7 protein-coding genes are annotated in these 21,967 nt (G+C 61.3%); 5 read left to right on the forward strand and 2 right to left on the reverse strand.

The genetic code is table 11. From position 1 onward, the window contains the following. The first annotated feature begins 215 nt into the window (after nt 1-215). Nucleotides 216-14,801 carry an immunoglobulin-like domain-containing protein gene (locus AO356_RS10585; protein ID WP_060739743.1) on the forward strand — a complete coding sequence of 4,862 codons (14,586 nt, stop codon included), beginning with the start codon at nt 216-218 and terminating at the stop codon, nt 14,799-14,801. A gap of 121 nt (nt 14,802-14,922) precedes the next feature. Beyond that, the gene (locus AO356_RS10590; protein WP_060739744.1) at nt 14,923-15,261 is read left to right on the forward strand and encodes a hypothetical protein; all 339 of its coding nucleotides are present in this window, start codon (nt 14,923-14,925) and stop codon (nt 15,259-15,261) included. A 762-nt stretch (nt 15,262-16,023) separates the two neighbouring features. On the opposite strand, the gene lapD is transcribed toward AO356_RS10590, so the two are convergent. After that, nucleotides 16,024-17,970, reverse strand: a complete 1,947-nt coding sequence (gene lapD, locus AO356_RS10595; RefSeq protein ID WP_060739745.1) for a cyclic di-GMP receptor LapD — start codon at nt 17,968-17,970, stop codon at nt 16,024-16,026. Nucleotides 17,971-17,984: 14 nt separating this feature from the next. Further along, nucleotides 17,985-18,608, reverse strand: a complete 624-nt coding sequence (gene lapG, locus AO356_RS10600; protein ID WP_371856198.1) for a cysteine protease LapG — start codon at nt 18,606-18,608, stop codon at nt 17,985-17,987. Between the two features lie 271 nt (nt 18,609-18,879). Between lapG and AO356_RS10605 the strand changes: the two genes are divergently transcribed. The 3 genes from AO356_RS10605 to AO356_RS10615 all read left to right on the forward strand — a co-directional run bounded on the left by AO356_RS10605 (nt 18,880) and on the right by AO356_RS10615 (nt 21,962). Continuing rightward, the gene (locus AO356_RS10605; RefSeq protein ID WP_060739746.1) at nt 18,880-19,572 is read left to right on the forward strand and encodes a GntR family transcriptional regulator; all 693 of its coding nucleotides are present in this window, start codon (nt 18,880-18,882) and stop codon (nt 19,570-19,572) included. Between the two features lie 684 nt (nt 19,573-20,256). Further along, nucleotides 20,257-21,033, forward strand: a complete 777-nt coding sequence (locus tag AO356_RS10610; RefSeq protein ID WP_060739747.1) for a DUF3050 domain-containing protein — start codon at nt 20,257-20,259, stop codon at nt 21,031-21,033. Next, complete coding sequence (locus tag AO356_RS10615) at nt 21,030-21,962, forward strand: diiron oxygenase (RefSeq protein WP_060739748.1); 933 nt, start codon at nt 21,030-21,032, stop codon at nt 21,960-21,962. Before AO356_RS10610 ends, AO356_RS10615 begins: the two co-directional genes overlap by 4 nt. The last annotated feature ends 5 nt before the right edge of the window (nt 21,963-21,967 follow it).

Below are 21,967 nucleotides of genomic sequence, written 5' to 3' on the forward strand. Positions count from 1 at the left end.
ATCAATGTGACATTACTGAAGCGATTGTTTAGGATGGCCGACAGAAGGTCAATAGTTTGGCACAAACTAAATAATCGAAAAAAGCACAGCCAAAATATTGACAAAAGAAGCGTCAAATAACCTTACTTTGTGAACATGAACGTCCAGACCGCTGCTGCCCACAGGCTGCCGGGTCCATGGAAGTCTACTGAGCGTGGCACCCGGAGAAGTCTTCAATGAGCAGTGTTATTGCCGTCGTCAAAAGCATTGTTGGTCAGGTTTTCGTCGTATCCCCAGAGGGCATCCGGCGCGTACTCATTGAAGGTGATCGCCTGAACGTAGGCGACCAGTTGGACACCGGCCCTGCCGGCGCCGTCACATTGGAACTGGCCGATGGCCGCACCCTGGACCTGGGTCGCGACACCCAGTGGAGCGCCAGTGCTCCGGACTCGTCCACCGACCTGGCCCAAGCCACTGCCCAGGCCGCGCCGTCGGTAGAAGAGCTGCAACAAGCCATCGCCGCGGGCGTCGACCCGACGACAGCCCTGGAAGCCACCGCTGCCGGCGCCACTGCCGCGGGTACGGGTGGTGCCGCCGGTGGCGGCCACAGTTTTGTGGTGCTGGATGCCACCGCCGGCAGCGTCGACCCTACCGTCGGTTTCCCAACGGAAGGTCTCGCTGCGGCTGCCGCCACCGATAACAACATCCTGGGTGGCGATACCACGGATACGACCACCAACGCCGTGCTCAACGCGACGATGACCCTGAGCGCCACACCGACCCTGACCGAAGCCGGCGGCGTGCTGGTGTACACCGCGACAGTCACCCAGGCGCCTCAGACCGACCTGACAGTGACCCTGTCCAACGGCTCGGTGATCGTCATTGCTGCCGGACAAACTACCGGCAGCGTCAACGTACCGCTGGCGCCGAACGACACCGTCTATAACGACGCCACTCAAATCAGCGTGACCGTCACTGGCACCACCGGCGGCACCGGCATCGCCGTGACCGTGCCCACCACGCCGGCCGTGACCCAGATCACCGACACCGTCGACACCACCACCATCACCCTGAGCGCGGGCAATACCGTCAACGAAGGCGGTCAGATCACCTACACCGCGACCCTGACCAATCCGGCCCAGACGCCAGTGACCGTGACCTTGAGCAATGGCTCGGTCATCACCATCGCTGCGGGCCAGACCACAGGTACCGTCAACGTCGATACACCGGCCAATGACGTCTACAACAACGGCAGCACTGTCAGCGCCACGATTACCGGTGCGACGGGTGGCAACTTCGAGAACCTGGTGCCGAGCACCACGCCTGCGGTTACCACCATTACCGATTCGGTCGATACCACTGGCCTGAGCCTCTCGGCCAGCAACACCGTTACCGAAGGCGGTCAGATCACCTATACCGCGACCCTGACCAACCCAGCCCAGACGCCAGTGACCGTGACCTTGAGCAATGGCTCGGTCATTACCATCGCTGCTGGCCAGACGACCGGCACCGTTAACGTCGAGACGCCAGCCAATGACGTCTATAACAACGGCAGCACTGTCAGCACCACGATTACTGGCGCGACCGGCGGTAACTTCGAGAACCTGGTTCCGAGCACTGCGCCTGCGGTGACCACGATCACCGATTCGGCGGATACCACTGGCCTGACCTTGACGGCCAGCAACACCATCACCGAAGGCGGTTCGATTGTTTACACCGCGACGTTGACCAATCCGGCCCAGACGCCAGTGACCGTGACCTTGAGCAACGGCGCGGTGATCAACATCGCAGCCGGTGCTACCACTGGCACCGTTGCCGTAGAGACCCCGGCCAACGACGTCTACAACAACGGCAGCACTGTCAGCGCCACGATTACCGGTGCGACGGGTGGCAACTTCGAGAACCTGGTGCCGAGCACCACGCCTGCGGTTACCACCATTACCGATTCGGTGGACACCACTGGCCTGACCCTGTCCGCCAGCAACACCATCACTGAAGGCGGTTCGATCACCTACACCGCAACCCTGACCAATGCCGCTCAAACCCCAGTGACAGTGACCTTGAGCAATGGCTCGGTCATCACCATCGCTGCGGGCCAAACCACCGGCACCGTCAACGTCGAGACACCAGCCAACGACGTCTACAACAACGGCAGCACTGTCAGCACCACGATTACTGGCGCGACCGGTGGCAACTTCGAGAGCCTGGTGCCGAGCACCACGCCTGCGGTTACCACCATTACCGATTCGGTCGATACCACTGGCCTGACCCTGACGGCCAGCAACACCATCACCGAAGGCGGCCAGATTACCTACACCGCCACCTTGACCAATGCCGCTCAAACCCCAGTGACCGTGACCTTGAGCAATGGCTCAGTCATCACCATCGCTGCGGGCCAAACCACCGGCACCGTCAACGTCGATACACCGGCCAATGACGTCTACAACAACGGCAGCACTGTCAGCACCACGATTACCGGTGCGACGGGTGGCAACTTCGAGAACCTGGTACCGAGCACCGCACCAGCGGTGACTACGATTACCGATTCGGTGAACACCACTGGTCTGACCTTGACGGCCAGCAACACCATCACCGAAGGCGGCCAGATTACCTACACCGCCACCTTGACCAATGCCGCTCAAACCCCAGTGACCGTGACCTTGAGCAATGGCTCGGTCATCACCATCGCTGCGGGCCAAACCACCGGCACCGTCAACGTCGAGACACCAGCCAACGACGTCTACAACAACGGCAGCACTGTCAGCACCACGATTACTGGCGCGACCGGTGGCAACTTCGAGAGCCTGGTGCCGAGCACCACGCCTGCGGTTACCACCATTACCGATTCGGTCGATACCACTGGCCTGACCCTGACGGCCAGCAACACCATCACCGAGGGCGGCCAGATTACCTACACCGCCACCTTGACCAATGCCGCTCAAACCCCAGTGACCGTGACCTTGAGCAATGGCGCGGTGATCAATATCGCCGCCGGTGCTACTACCGGCACCGTTGCCGTGGACACCCCGGCCAACGACGTCTACAACAACGGCAGCACTGTCAGCACCACCATCACCGGTGCGACAGGTGGCAACTTTGAGAATCTGGTGCCGAGCACTGCGCCTGCGGTCACTACGATCACCGATTCGATAGACGCTACTACCGTCACGTTGACCGCTACGCCGACCGTAAACGAAAACGGCACCATCACCTACACCGCCACCCTGACCGGTGCTGACGGTAAACCGGTCACTGCGCAGAACGGTCCTGTGACCGTGACGTTGGAAAGCGGCAAAACGATCACCATCGCCGCTGGCGCAAGCTCGGGCGTATTGGACGTAGCCGTCGGCAATGACGTGTACCAGGGCCCAACGACGGTGACTGAATCGATTGCCTCCGCCACGGGCGGCAACCTGGAAGCCATTGCACCGAACACCGCGCCTGTCAGCACCATCGTCAGCGACGTCAACGACACCACCACGGTGACCTTGACCGCGACACCAACCGTGAACGAAAACGGCACGATCACCTACACCGCCACCCTGACCGGCGCCGACGGCAAACCCGTCACCGCGCAAAACGGCCCGGTCACCGTGACGTTGGAAAGCGGCAAGACCATCACCATCGCTGCGGGCGCAAGCTCCGGCGTGCTCGATGTTGCTGTGGGTAACGATGTTTACCAAGGTCCAACGACGGTGACTGAATCGATTGCCTCCGCATCGGGCGGCAACCTCGAAGCCATTGCTCCAAATACCGCTCCAGTCAGCACCGTGGTCAGCGATGTCAACGACACCACCACGGTGACGTTGACTGCTACGCCGACCGTGAATGAAAACGGCACCATCACTTACACCGCCACCCTGACCGGCGCCGATGGCAAACCGGTCACTGCGCAGAACGGTCCTGTGACCGTGACGCTCGACAGCGGCAAAACCATCACCATCGCTGCCGGCGCAAGCTCGGGCGTCTTGGACGTAGCCGTCGGCAACGACGTCTACCAAGGTCCGACCACCGTCACCGAGTCGATCAAAGATGCATCCGGTGGCAACCTTGAGGCCATCGCTCCGAACACCGCTCCAGTCAGCACCATCGTCAGCGACGTCAATGACACCACCACGGTAACGTTGACCGCTACGCCGACCGTGAACGAAAACGGCACCATCACTTACACCGCCACCCTGACCGGCGCCGATGGCAAACCGGTCACTGCGCAGAACGGTCCTGTGACCGTGACGCTCGACAGCGGCAAAACCATCACCATCCCTGCCGGCGCAAGCTCGGGCGTCTTGGACGTAGCCGTCGGCAACGACGTCTACCAAGGTCCGACCACCGTCACCGAGTCGATCAAAGATGCATCCGGTGGCAACCTTGAGGCCATCGCTCCGAACACCGCTCCAGTCAGCACCATCGTCAGCGACGTCAATGACACCACCATGGTAACGTTGACCGCTACGCCGACCGTGAACGAAAACGGCACCATCACTTACACCGCCACCCTGACCGGTGCCGACGGCAAACCCGTCACCGCACAAAACGGTCCGGTCACCGTGACTTTGGAAAGCGGCAAAACGATCACCATCGCCGCCGGCGCAAGCTCGGGCGTGCTTGATGTCGCTGTAGGCAACGATGTTTACCAAGGTCCGACGACGGTAACTGAATCGATTGCTTCCGCATCCGGCGGCAACCTGGAAGCCATTGCACCAAACACGACTCCAGTCAGCACCATCGTCAGCGATGTCAACGACACCACCACCGTGACGTTGACCGCCACACCAACCGTGAACGAAAACGGCACCATCACTTACACCGCCACATTGACCGGCGCCGACGGCAAACCCGTCACCGCGCAAAACGGTCCGGTGACCGTGACGCTGGACAGCGGCAAAACCATCACCATCGCGGCCGGCGCAAGCTCGGGCGTATTGGACGTTGCCGTCGGCAACGACGTCTACCAAGGTCCGACGACAGTTACTGAATCGATTGCCTCGGCATCGGGCGGCAACCTCGAAGCAATCGCACCGAACACCGCGCCTGTCAGCACCATCGTCAGCGACGTCAACGACACCACCACGGTGACCTTGACCGCCACACCAACCGTGAACGAAAACGGCACCATCACTTACACCGCCACATTGACCGGCGCCGACGGCAAACCCGTCACCGCGCAAAACGGTCCGGTGACCGTGACGCTGGACAGCGGCAAAACCATCACCATCGCGGCAGGCGCAAGCTCGGGCGTCTTGGACGTGGCCGTCGGCAACGACGTCTACCAAGGTCCAACGACGGTTACTGAGTCGATTGCTTCGGCATCGGGTGGCAACCTGGAAGCCATTGCACCGAACACGGCTCCAGTCAGCACCATCGTCAGCGATGTCAACGACACCACCACGGTGACCTTGACTGCCACACCAACCGTGAACGAAAACGGCACCATCACTTACACCGCCACATTGACCGGTGCTGACGGTAAACCGGTCACCGCGCAGAACGGTCCTGTGACCGTCACGCTCGACAGCGGCAAGACCATTACCATCGCTGCCGGCGCAAGCTCGGGCGTCTTGGACGTAGCCGTCGGCAACGACGTCTACCAAGGCCCGACTACCGTCACCGAAAGCATCAGTACCGCCACAGGCGGTAATCTGGAAGCCATCGCACCGAACACCGCTCCAGTCAGCACTGTGGTCAGCGATGTTAATGACACCACCACGGTAACGTTGACCGCCACACCGACCGTGAACGAAAACGGCACCATCACTTACACCGCCACACTGACCGGCGCTGACGGCAAACCCGTCACCGCGCAAAACGGTCCTGTGACCGTCACGCTCGACAGCGGCAAGACCATTACCATCGCCGCTGGTGCCAGCTCGGGAGTGTTGGACGTAGCGGTTGGCAATGACGTTTACCAAGGCCCGACTACCGTCACCGAAAGCATCAGTACCGCCACGGGCGGCAACTTGGAAGCCATCGCACCGAACACCGCGCCTGTCAGCACCATCGTCAGCGACGTCAACGACACCACTACCGTGACCTTGACTGCTACGCCGACCGTGAATGAAAACGGCACCATCACTTACACCGCCACCCTGACCGGTGCCGATGGCAAGCCCGTCACCGCGCAGAACGGTCCAGTCACCGTCACCCTCGACAGCGGCAAAACGATCACCATCGCAGCCGGCGCAAGCTCCGGCGTGCTCGATGTCGCTGTGGGTAACGATGTTTACCAAGGTCCAACGACGGTGACTGAGTCGATTGCTTCCGCCTCCGGTGGCAACCTGGAAGCCATCGCACCGAACACCGCTCCGGTCAGCACCATCGTTAGCGATGTCAACGACACCACCACGGTGACCTTGACCGCCACACCAACCGTGAACGAAAACGGCACGATCACCTACACCGCCACCTTGACCGGCGCCGACGGCAAACCTGTCACCGCGCAAAACGGTCCGGTGACCGTTACTCTCGACAGCGGCAAGACCATCACCATCGCTGCTGGCGCAAGCTCAGGCGTGCTCGATGTCGCTGTGGACAACGACGTGTACCAGGGCCCAACCACCGTGACCGAGTCGATTGCCTCCGCATCCGGCGGCAACCTCGAAGCTATTGCACCGAACACCGCGCCAGTCAGCACTGTGGTCAGCGACGTCAACGACACCACCACCGTGACCTTGACCGCCACACCAACCGTGAATGAAAACGGCACCATCACTTACACCGCGACCCTGACCGGTGCTGACGGTAAACCCGTCACCGCGCAAAACGGCCCGGTCACCGTCACCCTCGACAGTGGCAAAACGATCACCATCGCTGCAGGCGCAAGCTCCGGCGTGCTCGATGTCGCTGTGGGTAACGATGTTTACCAAGGTCCAACGACGGTGACTGAGTCGATTGCTTCGGCATCGGGTGGCAACCTGGAAGCCATTGCACCGAACACCGCGCCTGTCAGCACCGTGGTCAGCGACGTCAACGACACCACTACCGTGACGTTGACCGCCACACCGACTGTGAATGAAAACGGCACCATCACTTACACCGCCACCCTGACCGGTGCTGACGGTAAACCTGTCACCGCGCAAAACGGCCCGGTCACCGTCACCCTCGACAGTGGCAAAACGATCACCATCGCTGCAGGCGCAAGCTCCGGCGTGCTCGATGTCGCTGTGGGTAACGATGTTTACCAAGGTCCAACGACGGTAACTGAATCGATTGCTTCCGCATCCGGCGGCAACCTGGAAGCCATTGCACCAAACACGACTCCAGTCAGCACCATCGTCAGCGATGTCAACGACACCACCACCGTGACCTTGACCGCCACACCAACCGTGAATGAAAACGGCACCATCACTTACACCGCCACCCTGACCGGTGCCGACGGCAAACCCGTCACCGCACAAAACGGTCCGGTCACCGTGACGTTGGAAAGCGGTAAAACGATCACCATCGCCGCAGGTGCCAGCTCGGGCGTATTGGACGTAGCCGTCGGCAACGACGTCTATCAAGGCCCGACCACCGTCACCGAGTCGATCAAAGATGCATCCGGTGGCAACCTCGAAGCCATCGCGCCGAACACCGCTCCAGTCAACACCGTGGTCAGCGATGTCAACGACACCACCACCGTGACGTTGACCGCTACGCCGACCGTGAACGAAAACGGCACCATCACTTACACCGCCACCCTGACCGGTGCTGACGGTAAACCTGTCACCGCGCAAAACGGCCCGGTCACCGTCACCCTCGACAGTGGCAAAACCATCACCATCGCCGCAGGCGCGAGCTCGGGCGTGCTCGATGTCGCTGTGGGCAACGATGTTTACCAAGGTCCAACGACGGTGACTGAGTCGATTGCTTCCGCCTCCGGTGGCAACCTCGAAGCCATCGCGCCAAACACCGCGCCTGTCAGCACCGTGGTGAGTGATGTCAACGACACCACCACCGTGACGTTGACCGCCACACCAACCGTGAACGAAAACGGCACCATCACCTACACCGCGACCCTGACCGGTGCTGACGGTAAACCTGTCACCGCGCAAAACGGCCCGGTCACCGTCACCCTCGACAGTGGCAAAACCATCACCATCGCCGCAGGCGCGAGCTCCGGCGTGCTCGATGTCGCTGTGGGTAACGATGTTTACCAAGGTCCAACGACGGTAACTGAATCGATTGCTTCCGCATCCGGCGGCAACCTGGAAGCCATTGCACCAAACACGACTCCAGTCAGCACCATCGTCAGCGATGTCAACGACACCACCACCGTGACCTTGACCGCCACACCAACCGTGAACGAAAACGGCACGATCACCTACACCGCGACCCTGACCGGTGCCGACGGCAAACCCATCACCGCGCAGAACGGTCCGGTCACCGTCACCCTCGACAGCGGCAAAACCATCACCATCGCCGCCGGCGCAAGCTCAGGCGTGCTCGATGTCGCTGTGGGCAACGACGTGTACCAGGGCCCAACCACCGTGACCGAGTCGATTGCTTCCGCATCCGGCGGCAACCTCGAAGCCATCGCTCCGAACACCTCGCCTGTCAGCACCGTGGTGAGTGATGTCAACGACACCACTACCGTGACGTTGACCGCCACACCAACCGTGAACGAAAACGGCACGATCACCTACACCGCGACCCTGACCGGTGCCGACGGCAAACCCGTCACCGCGCAGAACGGTCCGGTCACCGTGACCTTGGAAAGCGGCAAGACCATCACCATCGCTGCCGGCGCAAGCTCGGGTGTGTTGGACGTAGCGGTAGGCAACGATGTTTATCAAGGCCCGACTACCGTCACCGAAAGCATCAGTACCGCCACGGGCGGTAACCTGGAAGCCATCGCGCCAAATACCGCGCCAGTCAGCACCGTGGTCAGCGACGTCAATGACACCACTACGGTAACGTTGACCGCTACGCCGACCGTGAACGAAAACGGCACGATTACCTACACCGCCACGCTGACCGGTGCCGATGGCAAGCCCGTCACCGCGCAGAACGGTCCGGTCACTGTGACCTTGGAAAGCGGCAAAACCATCACCATCGCTGCCGGCGCAAGCTCGGGCGTGCTGGATGTAGCCGTTGGCAACGACGTCTACCAGGGCCCAACCACCGTCACCGAAAGCATCAGTACCGCCACGGGCGGTAACCTGGAAGCCATCGCGCCAAATACCGCGCCAGTCAGCACCGTCGTCAGTGATGTCAACGACACCACTACCGTGACCTTGACCGCTACACCTACCGTGAACGAAAACGGCACCATCACCTACACCGCCACGCTGACCGGTGCTGACGGCAAGCCCGTCACTGCGCAAAACGGTCCGGTCACTGTGACGTTGGAAAGCGGCAAAACCATCACCATCGCTGCCGGCGCAAGCTCGGGCGTGTTGGATGTAGCCGTCGGCAACGACGTCTACCAAGGCCCGACTACCGTCACCGAAAGCATCAGTACCGCCACAGGCGGTAACCTGGAAGCCATTGCACCGAACACCGCTCCAGTCAGCACCATCGTCAGTGATGTCAACGACACCACTACCGTGACCTTGACCGCTACACCGACCGTGAACGAAAACGGCACCATCACTTACACCGCCACCCTGACCGGTGCTGACGGTAAACCTGTCACCGCGCAAAATGGTCCGGTCACCGTCACCCTCGACAGCGGCAAAACGATCACCATCGCTGCAGGCGCAAGCTCGGGCGTCTTGGACGTAGCCGTCGGTAACGACGTCTACCAAGGTCCAACCACAGTGACCGAGTCGATTGCTTCGGCATCGGGTGGCAACCTGGAAGCCATTGCACCGAACACCGCGCCTGTCAGCACCGTGGTCAGCGACGTCAACGACACCACTACCGTGACGTTGACCGCTACACCGACCGTGAACGAAAACGGCACCATCACTTACACCGCCACCCTGACCGGTGCTGACGGTAAACCTGTCACCGCGCAAAATGGTCCGGTCACCGTCACCCTCGACAGCGGCAAAACGATCACCATCGCTGCAGGCGCAAGCTCGGGCGTCTTGGACGTAGCCGTCGGTAACGACGTCTACCAAGGTCCAACCACAGTGACCGAGTCGATTGCTTCGGCATCGGGTGGCAACCTGGAAGCCATTGCACCGAACACCGCGCCTGTCAGCACCGTGGTCAGCGACGTCAACGACACCACTACCGTGACGTTGACCGCTACGCCGACCGTGAATGAAAACGGCACCATCACTTACACCGCCACCCTGACCGGTGCCGATGGCAAGCCCGTCACCGCGCAGAACGGTCCAGTCACCGTCACCCTCGACAGCGGCAAAACGATCACCATCGCAGCCGGCGCAAGCTCCGGCGTGCTCGATGTCGCTGTGGGTAACGATGTTTACCAAGGTCCAACGACGGTGACTGAGTCGATTGCTTCCGCCTCCGGTGGCAACCTCGAAGCCATCGCGCCAAACACCGCGCCTGTCAGCACCGTGGTGAGTGATGTCAACGACACCACTACCGTGACGTTGACCGCCACACCAACCGTGAACGAAAACGGCACGATCACCTACACCGCGACCCTGACCGGTGCCGACGGCAAACCCGTCACCGCGCAGAACGGTCCGGTCACCGTGACTTTGGAAAGCGGCAAAACGATCACCATCGCCGCCGGCGCAAGCTCGGGTGTATTGGACGTAGCCGTCGGCAACGACGTCTATCAAGGCCCGACCACCGTCACCGAGTCGATCAAAGGTGCATCCGGTGGCAATCTGGAAGCCATCACGCCAAACACCGCGCCAGTCAGCACCATCGTTAGCGATGTCAACGACACCACCACCGTGACCTTGACCGCCACACCAACCGTGAACGAAAACGGCACCATCACCTACACCGCCACGTTGACCGGCGCCGACGGCAAACCCGTCACCGCACAGAACGGTCCTGTGACGGTTACCTTGGACAGCGGTAAAACCATCACCATCGCCGCCGGCGCAAGCTCGGGCGTATTGGATGTGGCTGCTGGCAACGATGTCTACACCGGTGCTCCGTCCATCACCGAAACGATCAAATCGGCTTCCGGCGGCAACCTCGAAGCCATCGCTGTCGACAAGACCGGCGCGTCGACGGCGGTGGGCGATACCGTCGACAACACCACCGTCAGCATCAGCGGCAGCACGTCCGTCACCGAAGGCCAGACCGCAACGTACACCGTCAGCCTGACCAACCCGGCGCAGACGGAAGTGACCGTCAAGATCGTCTACAGCGGCACCGCCGCCGACGGCACGGACTTCACCGGTGTCTACACCGTGAAGATCCCGGCCAACGCCACCAGCGCGACCTTCAACGTGGCGACGCTGGACGACAAGATCACCGAAGGCACCGAAAACTTCGTGGTCAAGATCGACTCGGCCACCGGGGGCAATTTCGAACACCTGGGCGTCAGCGGCACCAACGGCAGCGTCAGCACCTCGATCATCGACAACGATGCGCCGCCGGTACTCGACCTGGACGCCAACAACTCCAGCGGCAAGACGGGTGCCGATTACCAGGTGACCTTCACCGAAGGCACCACTGGCCCGGGCGTGTCCATCGCCGACACCGACCTGAAGATCACCGACCCGGACAGCACCATGCTGACCGGCGCCACCATCGTGCTGACCAACCGTCAGCCTGGCGATGCGCTGAACCTGGGCAACAGCGTCAACGGCATCAGCATCAACGCCAACAGCACCGACGGCAAGGTCGTGCTGACGCTGTCGGGCAATGCGACGCTGGCCGACTACATGCAGCAGATCAAGAACATCAGCTTCATCAACAACAGCGAAGATCCGAGCACCGTACCGCGCATCATCACCGTGACGGTGACCGACGGCAGCAACTACTCGAACACCGCGACCACTACCGTGAACGTGGTCGGGGTTAACGACGCACCAGTAGCCACCGGTGGCGCGGTGACCGGTACCGAAGACACTTCGCTGGTGCTCGGCTGGTCGACGTTCGGTATCAGTGACGTGGACAGCGCCGCCGCCAGCCAGGGTGTGAAAATCACCGGGCTGCCGGGTGACGGCAAGCTGCAGTACCTGGACGGCGCAACCTGGAAGGACGTGGCCAACAACCAGACGTTCACCAAGGCCGACATCGACGCCGGCAAGCTGCGCTTTACCCCCGATGCCAACGAATCCGGCGCCAACGGCAACCCGACCGGCGTGGGCGATCAAAAGGCCGATTACGCGCAAATCAGCTTCCAACCAACCGACGGCCAGGCGCTGGGCAATACCAGCACCGTGAAGATCGATATCACGCCGGTCGCCGACGCACCGAGCCTCAACGTGGCTGGCAACAGCGTGACCTCCACCGGTCTGATCAAGGAAGTCTGGACCGGCCTGTCGGGCCTGGGCACCGATGGCAGCGGCGCGCCGTCCGGCACGCTCAAATCGGTGATCGATGCCGCCGGCACGCCAAACAGCAGCACCAACGTGACCAACGTACAGTCCGACAGCAACGTCAACCCGGGCACCGCGTCGAAAACCTCGGGCCTGATCTTCCTCGAAGCCGGCAAGACCTACACCTTCAGCGGCACGGGCGATGACAGCCTGCTGGTGACCATTGGCGGCAAGGATGTGGCGGGCATTACCTGGGGCGCAGGCGGCAAGCTGAACGGTTCGTTCACGCCGACCACCAGCGGCTACTACACTCTGGACATCTACCACCACAACCAGACCGGCCCGGGCAGCTACGACGTGAACCTGTCGGTCAACGGCAGCACACCCGTGGACCTGAGCAGTGCCGGCGTGCCGCTCTACACCGGCGTGACCGACCTGGCGAACGCTGGCGTGACCGTCTCCGACCTGCACGGCAGCAACGGCGAAGGCTACTACGACGGCTTCAAGCTCAACGAAGGCGCCGAAGGCACCAGCGTGCACCTGTCGAAGATCACCACCGCCCTGACCGACACCGACGGCTCCGAAAGCCTGAGCGTGAAGATCGGCGGCATCCCGGAAGGCAGCGTGCTGAGCGACGGCGCGGGCCATACCGCGACCGTGGGCAGCAACGGCGAGGCCTCGGTCACCGGCTGGAACCTGGGCAGCCTGACCCTGACGCCACCGACCTACTACAACGGCCAGTTCAACCTGACCGTGACGTCGACCTCTACCGAAGCCCTCGGCGGCTCGGCGGTCAGCACGGCGCAGATCCCGGTTACCGTCTACCCGGCGACCTACAACGCGGTCACCGCCACGTCTGGCAGCGACAACGTCACCGGCACCGACAGCAACGACATCGTGGTCGCCGACATCGGCGGGCTGACCGTGGTGCCGGGGGTCAACTACAACATCGCCTTCATGGTCGACAGCTCTGGCAGCATGAGCGACTCGTCCATCGCAGCGGCCAAAGCCTCGCTGACCTCGGTGTTCAACACCCTCAAGCAAAGCTTGGGCAGCAACTCCGGGACGGTGAACATCTTCCTGGCGGACTTCGACAGCCAGGTGAACAACACGGTCTCGGTCAACCTCAACGACCCGAACGCCTTGACCCTGCTCAAGGGCGTACTCGACTCGATGGTGTCCGGCGGCGGTACCAACTATGAAGACGTGTTCAAGACCACGGCGAACTTCTTCAAGAGCACCGATGCCCTGAACAATACCGGGGCGAAGAACCTGACGTATTTCATTACCGACGGCAAGCCGACTTACTACCAGACCGGCGAACAGACCAATCCGACGCTTTACGGCACCGTCAAGCTCGATGATGTCTTGAGCGCAGCCAATTACAGCGTCGGCAAGTACTACACCCAGACGATCGACAGCACGCACAAGTACACCATCTACGAAAACGGCGAGATGTACCTGTCGACCAAAAGCGGCAAGAAATGGACCGACAGTTATGTGGGCACGGTGCATGCCGAGGGCAATGGCACCTTTGAACTGTCGAACCAGGGCGGCACCGGCTATGGCGAATACTGGAACTATGTCGATTCAGCAGCGGGCTCGACCGACAGCTTCACGCTGCTCAAAGGCTTGAGCAGCGTGGAAGCCATTGGCCTGAACAGTGATGTGACCCTGAACGACCTCAAGCCCTACGATTCGGACTCGACACCACAGACCAACATCGACCCGAACAACCTGGCCAACTCGATCATCGGCCACACCGAAGCGACCCTGCCGGGCGCCGATACGGTCAACGGTGGCGACGGCAATGACATCCTGTTCGGCGACCTGGTGAGCTTCAACGGCATCGCCGGCGAGGGCTACCAGGCCATCCAGGCTTTCGTCGCCCAGCAGAACGGCGTGGACGTCAGCAAGGTCACCACCAGCAACGTGCACCAGTACATCACCGAACACTACACCGCGTTCGATGTGTCCGGTGCCCACGATGGCAACGACACCCTGCTGGGCGGCGCCGGCAACGACATCATTTTCGGCCAGGGCGGCAACGACACGCTCAACGGTGGCAAGGGCAATGACATCCTGCTGGGTGGCACAGGTAACGACACGCTGATCGGCGGCCAGGGCAATGACACCCTGATCGGCGGCCTGGGGGGCGATACCTTTGTCTGGAAGTCCGGCGACACCGGCACCGACGTGATCAAGAACTTCAACGCCGGCGAAGGCGACCGGATCGACCTGCGGGATCTGTTGCAGGGCGAAACCGGCAGCACCATCGACCACTTCCTGAAGATCAGCACGGTCGATGGCGTGTCGTCGCTGCAGGTCAGTACCTCTGGCCAGTTCAATGGGGCCAACGGTGCCGCAGCGGCGCCGGACGTGACGATCAAGCTCGAAGGCAACAACTGGTCGAACGTGAACCTGAACTCGTTGATCGCCGGCAGTGACCCGACCATCAAGGTCGATCACAACAACAGCTGAACCTGACACAAAACCCGTGGCGAGGGAGCAAGCTCCCTCGCCACGGGATAAGTGTTCATACTCCCCCACAGTTGGCCTATGCTGCCCAGCATGACGCCGCTTCATACATGAGGGATGCCCGATGTTTTATGTGCAACGCGATGCACAAGGCCTGCTGGTGCGCGTAGAAGCCACCGCTTATGCCGAAGCCACCGAGACCTTGCCGGCCGACAGCCACGAGATCCAGGACTGGTTCGCCAACCAGGCGGTGGAAAACAGCCTCAAGCAGCTCAAGCAGAGCGACCTGGAAATGATCCGGGTACTCGATGACTTGATCCAGGTGCTGACCAGCAAAGGCGTCATCCGCGTCACCGACCTGCCAGCAGCGGCCCAGGCCAAGCTGATGGACCGCACCCAGGCCCGGGAAGCCTTGGGCGGGTTGAGCCGGTTGATCGACGATGATGAGAAGGGGTTGATCTAGCCTCAAATGACACAACCCGATCCCTGTGGGAGCCGAGCTTGCTCGCGATGGCGGTGGGTCTGCTTGCATCAATGCTGAATGTGCCGCCGTCTTCGCGAGCAAGCCCGCTCCCACATAGGTTTTTGGTCGATTACAAGATCAGCGTCCACCGCCGAGCCCTGTGGGAGCCGAGCTTGCTCGCGATGGCGGTGGGTCTGCTTGCATCAATGCTGAATGTGCCGCCGTCTTCGCGAGCAAGCCCGCTCCCACATAGGTTTTTGGTCGATTACAAGATCAGCGTCCACCGCCGAGCCCCGTGGGAGCCGAGCTTGCTCGCGATGGCGGTGGGTCTGCTTGCATCAATGCTGAATGTACCGCCGCCTTCGCGAGCAAGCCCGCTCCCACAGGGGAAACGCGGTCCCCATCAAGAACCAGGTCGGCTATAAGGCCGCCTCGCGGTGGACGTTGATCTCGGCGCCCCGTTAACCACGCTGGCCGAACGCAGGCATTGCGCAGTGGGCATCCCGGCATGGATGCCGGGATAGCCGCGCTGGGCCATGGATGGCCCTTCGCGGCGGGCCCACGGAGCAATGCCGGAGTGAGGGCACACCGAGCCTAAGCGAGGTGCCGAGTGGTGGGGCATAAAGCGTTTTGCTTACTTTTGCGCTTCTCAAAAGTGAGCCGCCGTAAGGGCGGAACCATAAGTCGCCGTTACGAAAAGAACGGATATGTACTCGGTCAACAACATCCAGGCCGGCTACCAGGCCACCTCGTCAACAAACCTCACCCCCAACGCCGAGGCTCCCCAACCAACTGCCCCTGCACCCCAAACAACCCCATCTCCCGAATCACCGCCAACTCCCCCTCCGTCTCCACCCGCTCGGCAATCAACGGCAAATCAATACTGTGGGCCGCACGCTGAATAGCCTCGATGAACAAACGCTTGTCACTTTCCTGATCAATGGCGCGGATATAACTGCCATCGATTTTCAAGTAAGCCAACCCCAGCCGCGACAAGTTGCCGATCATGCTGAAGCGCCCACCAAAACGCTGCAGGCTCAAGGAGAAACCAAGTTCGCGCAAACGCCGGGTCAACTGCTCCAGCACGGCCTGCTCCGGCAATTGCTCTTCACCAATCTCCAGGGTCAAGCGCGACCCAAGGTTGGAATGGGCCCGCAGGATCTCAAAGATCTTGTTCAGCGCCTGAGGATCGGCCAAGGTCGCCGAAGACAGGTTCAACGCCAGGGACTGTTCATGCCCGGCCATTTGCCTGAGCACTTGCTCGAGCATCAAACGGTCCAGGCGTGCGGTCCAGCCGAAACGCTCCAGCCAGGGCAGGAAACGCCCGGCGGGGATGGTCTGGCCCTGCTCGTCCAACAGCCGCGACAACACTTTGTAATGCAGCACCACCTGGGTGTCCTGGGCGGCCACCACCGGCTGGAAGTACAGCTCGAAGCGCTGATGACTCAACGCCTGGTCGAGCAAGGTGTGCCAGGCATGGTGATCGTCGCCGACACTGGCCGCCAGGCTGTGATCCAGGCAGGCCCAGCCGGGTTCACCCTGGCTTTCGGCCTGGGCCAGGGCCTGGTCGGCAAGCTGGAGCACCGCTTGCGGCGAGTCGCCGTGGACAAACGGCGCCAACCCGATAGAGGCCACCGAAGCCACGTCAGTTGCGCCAGTGGCATGCAGGCTCGCCAGGGCTGCTTCGAGGTTCTGTGCCAGTTGCAGCGCCTCCTCGCGCACCAGCCCGGGAGCCAGCACCGCGAACTCGCCGCCGCGAATACGCGTGACCAGGTTGAGGGTTTCCGGGTAGCGGGCGCACTCACGCTGCAATTGCTCACCCACCGCTATCAACAACTGGTCAGTGCGCTGCCCGCCCAACCGCTGGTTCAAACCGGCCAGGTCCTTGACCCGCAGCAACAGCAGATAACCGGAACTGGCCTGCTCCGGGTTACTCACCCGGGCATTGAGCTGCATTTCGAAATAGCGCCGGTTGGCCAGGCCCGTGAGGGTGTCCTGGTAGGACTCGACCCGCAGTTTCTCGCTACGCTCGGCCTGCTCCTGGAACAGCGCCTTGAGCTTCTCGACCATCTGGTTCATCGCCTGCACCACCCGCCGCAACTCAGGCGTACGGGGCAACTCCGGCAGGCTCAGGAACTCACGTCGGGCAATGGCATGGGACTGATGCACCATGTAGTCCAGCGGCTTGAGCTGGCGACGCAGCAGCAAGGCCCCCAGCACCGCGCTCACGGCGCCACACAGCAACAGCCAACCCAGGCTGCCCAACGCGCTCTGCCACAGCTTGGCGAGGGCAAACATCGGGTGGCTGATCACTTCGACCCGCGCCGCCTGCTCCCAGCCGCGACTGACGATGGCGTCGCCACCGGCCGGTTCCAGGCCGATCAGCTTGACGAACCATTGCGGCACGCTGCCAGCGTCCGGCGTGCCGGTGCGCTCGACCAGGGTCTTGTCGGTGGCCACGTCGACCACGCGGATGCTGGCGTAGTAGCCGCTGTCGAAGATCGAACTGACCATCAGTTCCACCATCGCCGGATCGTCGATGTTCGGCGTCAGCGAGAGCGCCAGCGCCGTGGCCGCGTCCTGGGCATGGGAGCGCAACTGGTTGACGTACTGGGCCCGCGAGCTCTCCAGGCTGACCATGAAGCTGCCGCTGAAGGCAACCACCAGGAACAGACAGATAGCGATCAACAGCTGTTTGAACAAGGACATCTGAGCGCGCGCTCCTAGTTAGTCGTCTCGACCGGAAAACCTTCGGCCTGCATTTTTTTCAACACATCCTGCCACCGGGACAGGCGCTTGGTGTCACCCACTTTCTTGTTGCCCTTGGCGCCCGGCAGCCACAGCCCTTCGGCATTGAAAGAGTAGACCGGGAGCAAGTCGGTTCGCTGGCTGGCCGGCAGGATCCCGTCGATCAGGCTGTCGAGTACCAGCGGCATCGCCTCGGGGGTGGCGTAATAGGTGAGCACCATGTGGGCACGGTTCTGCCGCAAGGCCTTGACGTAGGTGATGCGCAGCTTGTCACTGGACACCCCGAGATGGCGCAGGCTGAAATACTTGGCGATGGCGTAGTCTTCACAATCGCCGGCGCCCTTCCACAGGGCCTGGATCGGCGTTTCCCAATAGTCGACTTCACGCCACAGGTCGATGTCTTCCACGTAGCGCACCTGTTTGTTGAAAAACAGGTTCACCACCTTGAGCTGTTCCAGTTCCGGGATCTGTTTCTGGGTCGCCAGCAATTGCTGCCACGCGTCGATCCGTTGCTGTCCTTCCCCCAGCGGACCATATAACGCTTGCGCCCGCCGGCTGATCTGCGCAAAGTCCCAGTCGGCCTGCAGGCCGCCCAGCATCAGGCCGGCCAGCAACAATGCCGAACACAGCCAGCGCAAGGACCTGAGGACAGGGAACGGTGCAGCCAAGGGAAATACGTCCGAAAAGGGTCGTTGGAAATTCGTTGGATGGTGACGCCTGGCCCACTAAAAGACAATGGCAAGGTGCAATCACCGCAGGCAGACTAAACTTTAGTTCAGGAACCTCCGGACGAGAGACTTTGACGGCTCGCCAACCTGTGACTAACGTGAGCCTGGATCCAATTTTTACTACCAATCAGGGTGCGTTGTCGTGACACAGAAGCCCAAACCGCTTAGCACTATCCAGATCAACGGTCCCATTCCCGCTGACCAGGCACGCTCGATCATCGAAGAGTCTCTGCGCGAGGCCATCCTTGATGGACGCTTGCCTTGCGGTACCGCCCTGCGCCAGCAGGAGCTGGCCGACCTGTTCGGCGTGAGCCGCATGCCGGTGCGCGAGGCGTTGCGCCAGCTCGAAGCGCAGTCGCTGCTCAATGTGGTTCAGCACAAGGGCGCCGTCGTGGCGCCGTTGATCACCAACAATGCGGTAGAAACCTACGCCCTGCGTTCGGTCCTGGAGTCTTTCGCCTTGCGCCTGTCCATCCCCTTGCTCGATGACAGCGACCTGGAACTGGCCGCCCAATACATCGAACAACTGGAAACGGAAACCGAGCACGCCGAGATCGGCAAGCTCAACCGGCTGTTCCACATGTCGCTTTATCACAAGGCACCCAACGGCAAGCTGCTGGACCTGATCGAGCGCGAGCTCAATGAAGAAGAGCGCTTCCTGCGCTTTCATCTGTCGTCCATGGGCCTGGGCAAGTTGAGCCAGGACGATCATCGCGCGCTGCTCGAGGCCGCACGGGCCAAAGACATCGATAACGCGATCGTGTTGCTGGAACTGCACCTGGAAAAAGCCTCTGTCACCATGCGCCGGTACTTGGAACAGTCGTCGAAGCTGTGATCCCACGTCGGCGCTCCGTCCGGCGTAAAAATTTCTTACATATCCTTCCGACTCATTTGTCGCCAGCGCGGCGCGGCCTGGCCGTGGCCGCGGCTCGTCGCCCCATCAGTTCAATGGCACTGCCATCGATTTGGGCTCACTCTTGCGCTTGTCGATTCAAAACAGACCTGAAGAAGTCAACGCCTGGCTGAGGCCAGGCGAATCGAAGCCAATACGCAAGGAGCGTCGTCCAACCGGCGGGATGATCGGATGTCCGACCGACGTCCTGCCCATAACATAAAACTTCCTTATTCCCCGATCCCTGAAGTGCTCCGAGTGAGGCATTCACTCGAACTATTCGATTCTGATACTCCTAAATCGGAAGGAGCTTCTTCGCCTCAATAAAACTTATATTAAAAGTTTTAAAAGCCCTCTTCGCGCCCAATAAAACAACCACTTTAAATAATTAAAAAAGTACTTGCCGCTTACTTGTTCCGTGTATTAGTTTTTTATTCGCCGCGTTACTGGCGGTCCTTCCAACTTGCTAAAACCCAAGCAAACCAGGGCATCGCAAGCCGGAAGCACGATTAAAAGAGAATACCTAAGCCACTTTGGCAATTCATGGATTTCGGTTCAGGCACCCGCTCGTCTTCACTAACTAACGAGCCACCTTCCGGACAAAAAATCATTGATGAGGACGTTCCAATGCAGCCATCCAAAGAACAACTATCTCTCAAAAAACACGAACTTGGCCAACACCCGGTTTTTTCCGAGATTACATCAATCGATCTGTTGCGCCGTTTTATGGAAAGCCATGTCTTTGCCGTCTGGGACTTCATGTCGCTGACCAAGCGACTGCAACGCGAACTCACCTGTGTCCACCTGCCCTGGCTGCCGCCGGCCGACCCTCACGCGGCCCGCTTGATCAATGAGATCGTGCTGGGGGAAGAGTCGGATGACCGCCCGGGTGCCGGCTATTGCAGCCATTTCGAACTGTACCTGGACGCCATGCGGGAAATCGGCGCCGATACCCGCGCCATCGAGCAGTTCATCACCCTGCAGCAGGAAGGCGTCAGCCCCGAGACCGCGCTGGACAGTGTCGAGGTCGAACCGGCGGCGGCGCGGTTCGTCCGCCAGACCTTGCACACCGCCCTGCACGCCCCGGCCCACAGCGTGGCCGCCGCCTTCGTGCATGGTCGCGAGAGTGTCATCCCGCAGATGTTCCAGCGCATGTTGGACGCCTGGGGCATTGGCCTGGATCAGGCACCGACCTTTCGTTACTACCTGCAACGGCACATCGAAGTCGATTCCGAAGACCACGGGCCGGCGGCAGAAAAACTGTTGGCACGCCTGATCGATGGCGACCCGCAGCGCGAAACCGAAGTCCTGGCCGCCGCACTCGCCGCCGTCCACAGCCGTACCGCCTTGTGGGACGGCCTGCGCCAGAGCATGACCCAACCGGTTGCGCAGGTGATGCCATGAACGCCATCCCCTACCAATCCTTCGCCGACGCCTGGGAGAGCCGCGCCACGATCCGTACTCGGCCACGGCGCCGGGTCGAAGACGACGACAAGCTGATCTTCCCCATGAGCCGCCAACCGCTGGTGCACAGCCAGACCTTCCTCAGCCACTGTGCGCAACTGCGCGACTTTGTGCTGGTGCAGAGCCTCTACAAGTTCATCAACGACGTGGTGATTTTCGAGACCGAACTGGTGGACCACACCGCCCGGCGCATCGCCAAGAACCGCTTCGGCATCGAATTCCCGTTCGCCTGCCGCTACGACGCGATGACCGTGGTGGTGGACGAGGATTACCACGCGCTGGTGGCGATGGACTTCATGCAGCAGACCATCGACATGACCGGCATCGATCCCATCCCGTTGCCGGGGCAGATCGAACTCAGCCGCGCCATACCGGCGACCCTGGCCCGAGCGCCGGAGCATTTGCTCAGCGCCGTGGAGCTGATCTGCATCGCCATTGCCGAGAACACCGTGACCAACGAAGTGGCCGCCTTCGCCCGGGACGATTCGGTCAAGGCCTCGATCAAGGGGTTGATGGCCGATCACTTGCTCGACGAGGGCCGGCACTCCGGTTTCTGGACGCGACTGGTACAGATCTACTGGCGCACCGCACCCGAAGAGGATCGCGCGGCGATCGCACACTTGATGCCCGGTTTCATCGCTCAGTACCTGGCGAGCGACCTGCAACAAGCGTTCGACTTCGAGCTGATCGCGCACCTGCCCGTCGACGAATCGGTACGCCAGTCGTTGCGTGAAGACGCCAGTGCGCTGGCGTACCCCATCAATCGCTTTCACCCGTTGGTGGGCAACATCACGCGCTTTTTCCGCGGCAGCTCGATGCTCGCGTCCCCCTGCGTACGCGACGCCCTTGCCGATTACCTGACCCCATGAGGACC

This window comes from Pseudomonas fluorescens, from assembly GCF_001307275.1.
GTDB classification, from domain to species: Bacteria; Pseudomonadota; Gammaproteobacteria; order Pseudomonadales; family Pseudomonadaceae; genus Aquipseudomonas; species Aquipseudomonas fluorescens_AA.